This is a genomic window from Cronbergia sp. UHCC 0137 (assembly GCF_034932285.1).
Lineage (GTDB): Bacteria > Cyanobacteriota > Cyanobacteriia > Cyanobacteriales > Nostocaceae > Cronbergia.
In genome coordinates, this window is sequence record NZ_JAYGHC010000012.1 from 116,097 (window position 1) to 127,301 (window position 11,205).

The following is an 11,205-nucleotide window of genomic DNA, read 5'->3' on the forward strand; positions in this document are numbered from 1 at the left end:
TCCTGAAAAAGGGCAATATAGACCTAGAACAGAAAATCATAATTTTAGAGATCATCAAGATAAATTATGTTCGTACCAACTTTTATTGATCAAAACAAGGTTTATATTGGATTTCATGAGAATATTTTGAATCACAGTAGTGTAGTTGACATAGCAACACAAACATTACATCCATCAACCAACAACATCATAAAAAGATTAATAGACATTCTTGGAGCTATTGTTGGTTTAATTATTACATCAGTAGTTACAATACCAGTAATAATTGCCACCATGATTCATGATCCAGGTCCCATATTTTATTCTCAAATGCGTTGTGGATTGCAAGGAAAACCTTTTCGGATCTGGAAATTCCGTTCTATGGTAGTTAATGCAGACAAAATCAAGCACACAGTTAAAAACCAGGCCAAAGGTCACATCTTTAAATCTACCAACGATCCTCGGATTACAACCGTAGGTAAATTTTTACGATGCACCAGCTTAGACGAACTACCGCAATTTTGGAACGTGCTAATGGGGGATATGAGCATAGTTGGTACTCGTCCACCAACCCTTGATGAAGTCGCCAACTACGAACCACACCACTGGGAACGATTGCGAGTAAAACCAGGCATAACAGGAGAATGGCAAGCCAATGGCCGTTCTAGTATTACAGATTTTGAAACCATTGTCCAGATGGATTTAGATTATCAACGTAAATGGTCTATCACTTACGACATAGGTTTAATCCTCAAAACTTTGTGGGTAGTATTCAATAAAAATGGTGCTTGTTGACTTTTTCTTAATTTCTCAAAGCTTGAATTTTTAGCTTGAACAAGTTAACCAAAATTTCAGGTTTCAACTTTTTATCCTTTCACCCCACTACCGCTATCTGTAGGTACGATATACCTCTGCAAAAACAGAAATAATATCAAAACTGGAGCAATAGAAATGATTGATCCAGCAGCTACTAAACGCCAATCAAGAGAAAAAGTACCTGCTAATTTGGCTACCCCCAAAGGTAAAGTATATAAATTTTCATCTTGGATCACAATTAAAGGCCATAAAAAGTCACTCCAAGAACCAATAAACACAAAAATAGCCAAAGTTGCTAATGCCGGTCGAATAGCTGGCAACATTATATCCCACCATAATCCTAACTCTGAACTACCATCTAACCGAGCAGCTTCTTCTATTTCTTTAGGAACACTCATAAAAGCTTGTCGTAACAAGAAAATCCCAAAAGCAGATGCTAAACTGGGAAATATCATGCCCAAATAACTATTTCTTAACCCTATTTGCACAGTTAAAATATACAAAGGAATCATCACGATTTGAAAGGGAATCATAATTGTTGAGACAATAAGGATAAAAATCCAGTCTCGTCCGACAAAGGATAATCTCGCTAAGGGATAAGCAGCTAAAGAACAAAAGAGCAAATTCAAGCCGACAGTCAGCAGCGCTACCAAGCTACTGTTATAGATATATTGACCAAAAGGTAGGGATTTCCAGACGCGAGAGAAGTTTTCTAATGTTGGTTGACTGGGTAATAACTGCGGTGGTGATTGTAAAATGTTTTCTGTCGAAGATTTTAAGGCTGTACTAATGAGCCACAATAGTGGGAATAGCATGATTAAGGCGATTATTGCCAATAATCCGTACATTAATATAGTTTGCAGTCGGGGGTTTTTCCAGTTCATATTATTTTCTGTTTAGAGAAGTCAGATGATCTAATCTTGTGGGATGGGTATCCTACCCGTCCTTGTATTATTAGCAGGCAAGATGCCTGCACCACAAGAAATTTTGGGATATTTTTTTATTTGGAAGTCTTTCAGGAATTTTCTAAGCATTTAGTCATCTTTAGATGACTTTGGCTATTAGCAAGGAACTTGAGTTCCTTGGGGGATATAGGTTTTACGTTAACCATTCGACTAAGGAACGCAAATTTAATAACCTGCAATTCTGATTTAACCTGGAATGGTGCGTTACGCTGTCGATTTAATTCATATTCTTAATCTTTTCATTTTCCCTCTTAATGTGTTATAATAGGGGATTACGGCATTCGCTCTCAGTCTGGGCGTTACTTGCCCATGCAGACTTTTAAACCACCCGTCCGCCTAAGACTGACGCTGCTGTTGCGACAGGCCGATGTTATTCTGGAGTTCTATGTCTTTTTCTAATCTCGGCTTGTCCAATGAAATCGTCCGCGCTGTAACTGAACGGGGGTACACGAAACCTACACCAATCCAAATACAGGCAATTCCGGCTGTATTGTCGGGGGGTGATCTCCTAGCTGGAGCGCAAACTGGTACAGGGAAAACCGCAAGTTTTACGTTACCACTTTTACAGCGTTTGTCGTCGAATAATAACATTAAACCTTCTTCTACTGGATGGATACCCATCCGGGCGTTGATTCTTACCCCTACTCGTGAACTCGCCGCACAGGTGGAAGACAGTGTGCGTGATTATGGTAAGTACGTGAATCTTAAATCAATGGTGATGTTTGGCGGTGTGAGTATTAATCCGCAAAAACAGCGTTTGAGGAGTGGGGTAGATATTTTGGTGGCTACTCCAGGACGACTGTTAGATCATGTACAGCAAGGTACGGTGAACCTGTCGCGGGTTGAGGTTCTGGTGCTGGATGAAGCTGATCGGATGTTGGATATGGGCTTTATTCGGGATATTCGCCGCATTCTCGCACTTTTACCTAAGCAACGCCAAAATTTATTATTTTTTGCTACTTTCTCTGAAAAAATCAAAGACCTGGCCGCAGGTTTGCTAAATCACCCAGCGATGATTGAGGTGGCACGGCGCAATGTTACCGCAGAAACGGTGGTACAAAAGGTTTATCAAGTAGATCGCGATCGCAAACGTCAATTACTCGCTCACCTAATTCGTCAAGATAATTGGTATCAAGTGCTAGTGTTTACCCGAACAAAATATGGTGCTGACCGTCTAGTTAAGCAGTTGACGGACGATCGCATTCAAGCACTGGCAATTCACGGTAATAAAAGTCAGTCGGCGCGTACCCATGCTTTGGCAAAGTTCAAAAATGGGAGTTTACAGGTGTTGGTAGCAACTGATATTGCGGCTAGGGGTCTTGATATCAGTGAATTACCTCATGTTGTTAATTTTGATTTACCCAATGTACCAGAGGATTATGTACATCGCATTGGTCGGACTGGTCGCGCTGGTGCAAAAGGTGAAGCTGTATCGCTGGTGTCTGCTGATGAGTATAAGTTGTTGGCGGAAATTGAAAAGTTGATCGAACGTAGGATACCATCAGAAGCGATCGCTGGTTTTGCCACTAATCCCCAAATTAATCCTGAACCAGTTCAAGATCAATCAGGACGCAGAAAGGTTCCTGGTAAAACTTTACCACAGACTCCGGGTAAAAAATCGTCGGCGCGAACTGTACCAGGTGCTAAAAAGTCTGATGGGCGTTCTGCTAAATCTCGTCGTTCTGGGAAGGGTGAAAAATATGGTAACTAGGGTTAATTAGACATGGAGTGAAAATTAAATATGCGTGACCTAAAACCCCTATAGAGACGTTCCATGGAACGTCTCTACTTTACCGGAGATGTCTATTATCTTTCTGCTAGTGAGGTAAAACACAATTTTGCAGAGTTTTTAGATCAAGCTCAGAAATAAATGAAAAAGCTATTATTCCTCTGTAGTCAAAATAGACTACGCAGTCCTACGGCTGAAGCTGTATTCTCTGAATATCCAGGACTAGAAGTAGAGTCCGCAGGTTTAGACAGAACCGCCGAAAACCGAGTTTCAACAGAAGCGATCGCATGGGCTGATATAATATTTGTCATGGAAAAATCCCATAAAAGTAAGCTATCGCAAAATTTTCAGCCTTTTCTCAAGGGTAAAAGGGTGATCTGTTTAGACATTCGCGATGAGTATGAATATATGGAACCAGCTTTAATTGAGTTGTTAAAGCAGAAGGTTTTATCGTTATTGGGAACATTTAATTGAGTGATCACCTTTGTAATTATTCAGCAAACATTTCAGCTAAGATATCCAAAACGGCTTTTTGTTCTTCTGTGGTGATTTGACCTAAAAGTTTTACTAATCGAGTTTTATTTATTGTGCGAATTTGGTCAAGTACAATTTTTCCTTCTTTTCCTTGAAATTGACAAATTACTCTTGTGGGGTATAGTTGCCCTTTTGTTGTCATTGGTGCAACAATGACGGTAGCAATATGATGGTTAATTTCGTTGGGTGAGATTATTAAACAGGGGCGTGTTTTTTTAATTTCACTCCCAATGGTAGGATCAAGATTAACTAGAAACACATCAAATCTATTGACTACCATTGCCATTCAGCTTCATCCCATTCTGTTGTATTGATGTCATTTAATAAAATATCATCGCGTTTTTCTGCCATTTCTATAAATGCTTTTTCCCAACCTTTTCTTACTTGTTCAATTGGACGAATAATCAGATGATTATCGTGAACTTCTATTTCTACTTCTGAGTTAATACCGCTTTGTTCTAATAGGGTTTTGGGAATGCGTAACCCTTGGGAGTTGCCGATTTTGACTATTCGGGTTTTGATTGCTGTACCCATTTTATGTTTTTGGGGATAGTGTGGTATTTACATTGTAGTTACAAACATAGAAAGGGTCAAGTAGAAGAAAAATTATTAATCACTTGTCTAAGTAACATTTATTAAGTTATATTGGCTTGTAGGTATTGAATAAAACATTTTTCTAGTGAACACTTCAATTAATCTACTGCGACGAATTAAAGATGCAACCTGTGATCCAACATTCAAAATAGCCGATGTTTTACGTTTGTGTAAAATTTTAGCTGACCGTTTGAATCATCAGGCTTTTAAGGAATGGGTTGATAAAGAAGCTAATGGATATAAAAGCGAAGATGAGTTACCAGACTATAGGATTTTAACAAATTTGGGTTGTCGTGGTGACTTTTTTGGAGGTTTCGGTAGCGGAGTCAAAAATGCACCAATTCCTTTGGCAAATATACCTGATGATTTTAGAGAAGCTGTATCACTAAGATATGTCCGAAAAAGTGCTAGTGCTTTAGAGAATGATGTCAATCAGGCCAATCAAAATAATGAAAGCATTATGAGGTTAATCTGGCCAGCCGATTTGGTTATATGTCTAAACTACATTGTTTATGAAAATATGGTTTGTGGACAGGCATGGACAGATATTTCTACTTCTACTTTTGTGGCTATTTTAGATACAATTAAGAACAGAATTTTAGATTTTGTTTTGGCAATAGAAGTTGAAGTGCCAGAGGTTGGAGAAGTTGATATAAGCAAACAAGCAGTTTCTGAAAAGGTTATCAATTACATATTTAATCAGTGTATACTACATGAAAATAATCAAACTGCTTTTTCTGGTTCAATTATCCAAACTCATAATCAAGGAGTAAATATGTCTGAAACTAATCCAATCAAAATTCAAGCTGGACGTGACGTTAGTAGTAATGTAATTGGCTCAGAAGTTAGTGGTGTTGTAGCAGGAGGGGATATTAGTGGCAGTGTAAGTAATACAATTAGTCAATTACGAACAGCAGATACACTAGAAGCATCAGAATTAGCGGATAAGTTAGTTCAACTTCAAGCAGTTATTGAAAATGAACCCAGTTTATCAATAGAAGATAAAAATGACGCATTGATTCAGGTTAAAGCCTTAGCAGAAGCTGGGCAAAATCCTCAAGAGGGAAAAATGCAGCAAGTAGCAAAGGGAGCAATTAGAATGCTGAAGGGATTATCAACAGAGTTACCAACAGCAACTGCTATAGTTCACGAAATCAATCATTTATTACCTGAAATTGCTCACTTATTTGGATTCTAAACAGTACATATTATAATAGTCTTATCGGTCAACAGGTCTGACTTTTCAGATCGTGGTAGCAAGGTCTACCCTTGATTGACTTTTATGTTTAAATAATTCGGTCAAATTTTGACTATAGCAGTCCTAAATGATATGTGAGAGTTCAACAAAGCTCAAATGCTTAGTATGATTGCTATGCAACTGTATAAAAAACAACTACAGTTACTAGGCATCATCTAATAAAACATCATCACCTTTTTCTGCCATTTCTATAAATGCTTTTTCACAACCCTTTCTTACTTGTTTAAATGGGCGAATAATCAGATTATTTTCTTGAATTTCTATTTCTAATTCTGAGTTAATTCCGCTTTGTTCTAACATTGTTTTAGGAATAAAAATACCTTGCAAATCGCCGATTTTTATTATTCTGACTTAAACAGATTTCGCCATTTTGTGTAATTGAAGAAATGAATATATTTACAATCTTAACACAAAATTAGTATAATTATGTTATTCTATAAGAGTGTATGGAGAAAATATCCATGACTACTTTAGTGAAAGAATTATTAAGCACATTTGATAGTTTACCAGAATCACAAAGGCTAGAAATAGCTCTGGAGATTTTGAAACGGGTTACAAATTTAGACTTTCCAGCTTTATGTGATGAAGATTTAGTGTGGAATGCTGAAGAACTTTTTTTAGAATTAGATCAACAAGAAACAGATTATGAGTACCCCTAGGCGTGGAGAAGTTTGGCTTGTTGATCTGGGTTACACAGCAAAAGTCAGACCATGTTTAATTATCAGTATTCCTGCACTCGAACAAGATCGTGCATTAGCAACATTAATTCCCCATACAACTAGCTCACGTGGTTCAAGATTTGAAGTAGAAGTAAAGGTAAAATTTTTGCGTTCAGGAGTATTTGATGTTCAAAATATTATTACAATTCCTCATGCAAAATTAATCAGAAAATTGGGAGATTTAACACCAGATGAACTACTGGAAGTTGAAAAAATATTACTTTTTTGGCTAGGATGTAAAAATCAGGATTCTAAAAGTGAAGATTACTAATAAAAGCCGATAAGAAGTATAGTCTTTTTTCCATATCACACTTTCTGCATGAAGGAAAGTTTGTTAGATACTCAATTATTAGATAGAATTGAGGTATTGCTGAACTGAAGTATAAAATTTAAAAATCAACAATTTCAAACTCTTACTCTCCGCGCCTCTGCGTCTCTGCGTGAGGAAAATCCAATTTTAATGGTATAAATATACTAATACTTTAAATTACTCTGAATAAAGACTAAAATAAGAATAGCTTTACACTTCTTAATTTTTAACAACAATGGCCAGAGATTTACGGGGATTTATCAAGATTCTAGAAGAAAAAGGACAATTAAAGCGAATTTCTGCTTTAGTTGACCCAAAATTGGAAATTGCGGAGATTTCCAACCGAATGCTGCAAAAAGGTGGACCTGGCTTGTTGTTTGAAAACGTTAAGGGGGCTTCCTTCCCAGTAGCAATAAATCTCATGGGGACTGTGGAAAGGATATGCTGGGCGATGAATATGGAAAAACCAGAGGAGTTGGAAACCCTTGGTAAAAAACTGAGTATGTTACAACAGCCAAAACCGCCTAAAAAGATTTCCCAAGCGATAGATTTTGGTAAGGTTTTGTTTGATGTGCTAAAAGCAAAACCGGGAAGAGATTTTTTTCCTCCTTGTCAACAGGTGGTGATTCAAGAGGATAATTTAGATTTAAATAAGTTACCCTTAATACAACCTTATCCGGGAGATGCCGGAAAGATAATTACGCTAGGGTTGGTGATTACTAAGGATTGTGAAACGGGAACTCCTAATGTAGGTGTGTATCGCCTACAACTTCAATCTCCGAAAACGATGACAGTACATTGGTTATCCGTGCGGGGGGGTGCGAGACATTTACGCAAGGCGGCCGAACAGGGGAAAAAATTAGAAATAGCGATCGCTCTCGGCGTTGATCCTTTGATTATAATGGCAGCAGCCACACCTATTCCTGTAGATTTATCTGAATGGTTATTTGCTGGACTGTATGGTGGTTCTGGGGTAAACTTAGCCAAATGTAAAACCGTAGATTTAGAAGTTCCCGCAGATTCAGAATTTGTCTTAGAAGGAACAATCACACCGGGGGAAGTGTTACCAGATGGACCCTTTGGTGATCACATGGGATACTATGGTGGGGTGGAAGATTCGCCCTTGGTGCGGTTTCAGTGTATGACCCACCGCAAAGATCCCATCTATCTAACAACATTTAGCGGCCGTCCACCGAAAGAAGAAGCAATGATGGCGATCGCTCTCAATCGGATCTATACTCCTATACTACGGCAACAAGTCTCAGAAATAGTTGATTTTTTCCTACCAATGGAAGCTTTAAGTTACAAAGCCGCAATTATTTCCATAGATAAAGCCTATCCCGGACAAGCGCGACGAGCAGCATTGGCTTTTTGGAGTGCCTTACCCCAATTTACCTACACCAAATTTGTCATCGTCGTCGATAAGAGTATCAATATTCGTGATCCTCGTCAAGTGGTATGGGCGATTAGTTCCAAGGTTGACCCCACAAGAGATGTATTTATTTTACCCAATACACCCTTTGATACCTTAGATTTTGCCAGTGAAAAAATAGGTTTAGGTGGTAGAATGGGTATAGATGCCACTACGAAAATTCCCCCAGAAACAAACCATGAATGGGGTGAACCATTGGAATCAGATCCCAAAGTGGCGGCCATGGTAGAAAAACGCTGGAAAGAATATGGTTTAGGAAATTTGCGACTAGGAGAAGTTGACCCAAATTTATTTGGTTATGACATGAAATAATATATTTAGGGCTTGCGGGAAAAATCTTTTGGTTAGGGCTAGGAGTCAGGAAGAGAGAAATAAAATGGTAAAAATATTATTACTTTTTTTCTTCTAATTTCCGCAATTCCTTTTCTGTCCGTTCGTAAGGTTTGGTTTTTGGTTGCCAGGTAGGAAACAATCCAGTAAAAAAATTGTTCATAGCTGTACGGGTATGGGTACTAGCCTTTCCTATCTCACCTGGTAAAACCTTATCTCCTAACACCACAAACAGCAGAAAACCAATAAATAGCAAATTCAGATAGCGTTTCATAAAAACACCTGGTAAGTGAGAAAATCAGTTATCTTATTGTTATACCCATTTTCAGTAAAGTTGTATCACTTAATCTAAACTACCCAGATTCCCGACTTCATTAAGAAATCGGGGATCTATTCTATACTAAAAACGGTTGAGACATGGACTTTTAGAAAATTACGAAAAACCCAGATTTGTAGGGGTTTAGCAATGCTCACACGTGTCAACTTAACATGAAACTCTTGTAATGCCGTTAGATCAAACTTATTCAGTTCCCCAACAATCAAGAAGAACCCCACCCCCGCTTTTGCTAAAGCAAAATCTCCCCTCCCCTCTTGAGCTACGGTGTACACACAAGTGATCTGATTACCCAAAACAAGCCCTGGCGATTAGAAATCACGGCTACACAAACAAAGTCCACCTGCGTGGACTGAAGAAAAACTACTTATTTTTAACCCACGGAGGTGGGTTTTGCCTGTGTAGTTGCGGTTTCTAACCGCCGATTTAATCTTGATAAGACTTGTGTGTACACGGTAGCTCTTGAGGGGAGGGGATTAAGGGGTGGGGTAAAACGGCTGTGGGACAACGATTAGAGCCTAAGTTGACACCAATGAGCAATGCTAAACCCTTACCCACCGAATCAAATAATTAAGCCGAGTTTAGTATATCTAGCGTAAGTTGCTAGTTTAGATGAGGTAAGGTGCGTCAGAAACTTAAAATTAGTGATTTTAGCCTAAATTGTTCTGTCTGACGCACCCTACAGACTAGAAAACATCTGAAAATTAATAATTAGCAACTTGAGTTATCTAGCTAATATTTTGGGAGGTTCAGGTTTGAGTAAGCCAGTTAACAACGATGCTGGACGTTGACTGTAAGGCCAAGCAAAGGCATGACGGAAAGCCGCTTCTTGACAAGCTTGCAGTTGTTTAAAATTGATAATATCATAAGTTAGAAGATTTTCGTACTCAAACGGTAAACGCACATTATGTAATCCGGCGTTATCAGTACAAATGGCGATATCTACACCTGCATCAAAACAACGGTCAAAAACTAGCTTTAGTTGGCGAATATCCTGCAAAGTACCTGTTTTTAAGTAAGTTGTAGGACAAACTTCTAAACATTGTCCACGTCTGGCTATATCCTGAAGTAATTCTGGATACAGTAAAGGAACTTGGATTCCATGACCAATTCGCATTAAATAAGGTAAAAGTTGGGGATAGCAACCAGCAGTAGTTTCATAAAGGTGTCCTGTGGTGTTAATTCCCAAAGAACGGGCATAATCATAGAGTTTAACCCATTCTGTTAAGCGATCGCTATAGTAACTATCACCCCCAGCTACATCTACCGCGCAGACATAGTTTTTATTTTCTGCTGCTAAATCAATAATTGCCCGATTTACTTCATAAGGTAAACGGGAGTGCATACAGAGAATTTGGCTAGTAACAATGGGATATTCTGGTAAATGGCTGGCTTTCCCCACAACTGCGACGATTTCCGCCATTTTATCAATTCTTTCGGACTGACTCAAATGATCAGGTGTTCGCAAATAAGGAGTATACCGCAGTTCCAAATAAGCCAAATTTTCAAAAATATAAGCACCACGTAACAAGCGATAGATAAAGTAAGGTAAAGTTTCTACCGTTTGTACACTTTCTACCAAGGTGTGCAATTCCAGATATTCGTCTAAGGTATTGCGGGGACGGGTATAAAATTCTTCAAATTCTGAATATTCTGCAAAACGTGAAATTAAATCAGTATTATGACGCTCGAAATATCGCCATAATACACGAGGTACAACAGAACCACCCAGATGCCTATGCAATTCAGCGTATAAAGCCATAGTGGTCATTTTATGTAAAAACTTCATTAATTTTAACAAAGTTTTGGATAAAAAAAATCTATACCCATAGAGAGATTGTTAATCATGGGTATTGGGTTGCAAAACTTTGTTACAGTGATTTTTGGGTAAATTAACCACTTTTTTCTGTCTCACGCAGAGGCGCAGAGGCGCGGAGAGGAATCAAGAGGGTTATTAGTAGGGTGCGTCAGATTGCAAAACTTTGTTAATTATGAGCAAATTATCGGTTCTGACGCACCTTTAGTAGTATAGGACTTGATATGTATGAGAGAAATTGCTTAGTTTCAGGCTTTTGGAATTACATATTAGTGCGGTGCGTCAGATAGAGCAAATCTGTTAGATGCTCAATTATCGGGTCTGACGTGGTTGGTGAGCTTGCCGAACCACACCCTACAAGAGATAAAATCAATAACTCATATTTAGGG

13 protein-coding genes are annotated in these 11,205 nt (G+C 38.4%); 7 read left to right on the plus strand and 6 right to left on the minus strand.

All coding sequences use genetic code 11. The features are described from left to right. Positions 1–66: 66 nt before the first annotated feature. A complete protein-coding gene (locus VB711_RS08195; protein WP_323285369.1) occupies positions 67–774 on the plus strand; it encodes a sugar transferase in 708 nt (235 codons plus the stop codon). Between the two features lie 71 nt (positions 775–845). Here the strand turns inward: VB711_RS08195 and VB711_RS08200 are convergent, their stop codons facing one another. Beyond that, positions 846–1,679, minus strand: a complete 834-nt coding sequence (locus VB711_RS08200) for a carbohydrate ABC transporter permease (protein WP_323285370.1) — start codon at positions 1,677–1,679, stop codon at positions 846–848. A gap of 466 nt (positions 1,680–2,145) precedes the next feature. On the opposite strand from VB711_RS08200, the gene VB711_RS08205 reads away from it, so the two are divergent. Further along, entirely contained in the window at positions 2,146–3,471 is a 1,326-nt protein-coding gene (locus VB711_RS08205) for a DEAD/DEAH box helicase (protein ID WP_323285371.1), read from the plus strand. 159 nt (positions 3,472–3,630) lie between these two features. Then, positions 3,631–3,963 (plus strand): low molecular weight protein tyrosine phosphatase family protein, encoded by a 333-nt coding sequence (locus VB711_RS08210; RefSeq protein WP_323285372.1) that lies wholly within the window; start codon positions 3,631–3,633, stop codon positions 3,961–3,963. Positions 3,964–3,979: 16 nt separating this feature from the next. Here VB711_RS08210 and VB711_RS08215 read toward each other — a convergent pair whose 3' ends face one another. Continuing rightward, a complete protein-coding gene (locus tag VB711_RS08215; protein WP_323285373.1) occupies positions 3,980–4,303 on the minus strand; it encodes a type II toxin-antitoxin system PemK/MazF family toxin in 324 nt (107 codons plus the stop codon). Next, on the minus strand, positions 4,297–4,557 hold the full coding sequence (locus tag VB711_RS08220) for an AbrB/MazE/SpoVT family DNA-binding domain-containing protein (protein WP_323285374.1): 261 nt from the start codon (positions 4,555–4,557) through the stop codon (positions 4,297–4,299). The genes VB711_RS08215 and VB711_RS08220 overlap by 7 nt, the downstream gene beginning before the upstream one ends. 145 nt (positions 4,558–4,702) lie before the next feature. Between VB711_RS08220 and VB711_RS08225 the strand changes: the two genes are divergently transcribed. Further along, positions 4,703–5,815, plus strand: coding sequence for a hypothetical protein (locus tag VB711_RS08225; RefSeq protein ID WP_323285375.1), 1,113 nt, complete (start codon positions 4,703–4,705; stop codon positions 5,813–5,815). Positions 5,816–6,019: 204 nt separating this feature from the next. On the opposite strand, the gene VB711_RS08230 is transcribed toward VB711_RS08225, so the two are convergent. Beyond that, on the minus strand, positions 6,020–6,220 hold the full coding sequence (locus VB711_RS08230) for an AbrB/MazE/SpoVT family DNA-binding domain-containing protein (protein ID WP_416233571.1): 201 nt from the start codon (positions 6,218–6,220) through the stop codon (positions 6,020–6,022). Positions 6,221–6,336: 116 nt separating this feature from the next. Here VB711_RS08230 and VB711_RS08235 point away from each other — a divergent pair, with 116 nt between their 5' ends. The 3 genes from VB711_RS08235 (at position 6,337) to VB711_RS08245 (ending at position 8,648) form a co-directional block, all read left to right on the plus strand. Next, positions 6,337–6,534, plus strand: coding sequence for a hypothetical protein (locus tag VB711_RS08235; protein WP_323285377.1), 198 nt, complete (start codon positions 6,337–6,339; stop codon positions 6,532–6,534). Continuing rightward, entirely contained in the window at positions 6,521–6,865 is a 345-nt protein-coding gene (locus tag VB711_RS08240) for a type II toxin-antitoxin system PemK/MazF family toxin (protein WP_323285378.1), read from the plus strand. Before VB711_RS08235 ends, VB711_RS08240 begins: the two co-directional genes overlap by 14 nt. 274 nt (positions 6,866–7,139) lie before the next feature. Beyond that, positions 7,140–8,648, plus strand: coding sequence for a UbiD family decarboxylase (locus VB711_RS08245; protein WP_323285379.1), 1,509 nt, complete (start codon positions 7,140–7,142; stop codon positions 8,646–8,648). Positions 8,649–8,727: 79 nt separating this feature from the next. On the opposite strand, the gene VB711_RS08250 is transcribed toward VB711_RS08245, so the two are convergent. Together VB711_RS08250 and VB711_RS08255 are read right to left on the minus strand one after the other, a co-directional pair. After that, positions 8,728–8,940 carry a hypothetical protein gene (locus VB711_RS08250; RefSeq protein WP_323285380.1) on the minus strand — a complete coding sequence of 71 codons (213 nt, stop codon included), beginning with the start codon at positions 8,938–8,940 and terminating at the stop codon, positions 8,728–8,730. Positions 8,941–9,724: 784 nt separating this feature from the next. Next, positions 9,725–10,762, minus strand: coding sequence for an adenosine deaminase (locus VB711_RS08255; protein ID WP_323285382.1), 1,038 nt, complete (start codon positions 10,760–10,762; stop codon positions 9,725–9,727). Between the last annotated feature and the right edge of the window lie 443 nt (positions 10,763–11,205).

What these genes read in the sequence shown, in the direction of transcription:
- VB711_RS08220 (WP_323285374.1), bottom strand. Translation starts at nt 4,557, where the DNA reads ATGGGTACAGCAATCAAAACCCGAATAGTCAAAATCGGCAACTCCCAA.
- VB711_RS08215 (WP_323285373.1), bottom strand. Translation starts at nt 4,303, where the DNA reads ATGGTAGTCAATAGATTTGATGTGTTTCTAGTTAATCTTGATCCTACC.
- VB711_RS08200 (WP_323285370.1), bottom strand. Translation starts at nt 1,679, where the DNA reads ATGAACTGGAAAAACCCCCGACTGCAAACTATATTAATGTACGGATTA.
- VB711_RS08210 (WP_323285372.1), top strand. Translation starts at nt 3,631, where the DNA reads ATGAAAAAGCTATTATTCCTCTGTAGTCAAAATAGACTACGCAGTCCT.
- VB711_RS08205 (WP_323285371.1), top strand. Translation starts at nt 2,146, where the DNA reads ATGTCTTTTTCTAATCTCGGCTTGTCCAATGAAATCGTCCGCGCTGTA.
- VB711_RS08235 (WP_323285377.1), top strand. Translation starts at nt 6,337, where the DNA reads ATGACTACTTTAGTGAAAGAATTATTAAGCACATTTGATAGTTTACCA.
- VB711_RS08195 (WP_323285369.1), top strand. Translation starts at nt 67, where the DNA reads ATGTTCGTACCAACTTTTATTGATCAAAACAAGGTTTATATTGGATTT.
- VB711_RS08255 (WP_323285382.1), bottom strand. Translation starts at nt 10,762, where the DNA reads ATGGCTTTATACGCTGAATTGCATAGGCATCTGGGTGGTTCTGTTGTA.
- VB711_RS08245 (WP_323285379.1), top strand. Translation starts at nt 7,140, where the DNA reads ATGGCCAGAGATTTACGGGGATTTATCAAGATTCTAGAAGAAAAAGGA.
- VB711_RS08250 (WP_323285380.1), bottom strand. Translation starts at nt 8,940, where the DNA reads ATGAAACGCTATCTGAATTTGCTATTTATTGGTTTTCTGCTGTTTGTG.
- VB711_RS08240 (WP_323285378.1), top strand. Translation starts at nt 6,521, where the DNA reads ATGAGTACCCCTAGGCGTGGAGAAGTTTGGCTTGTTGATCTGGGTTAC.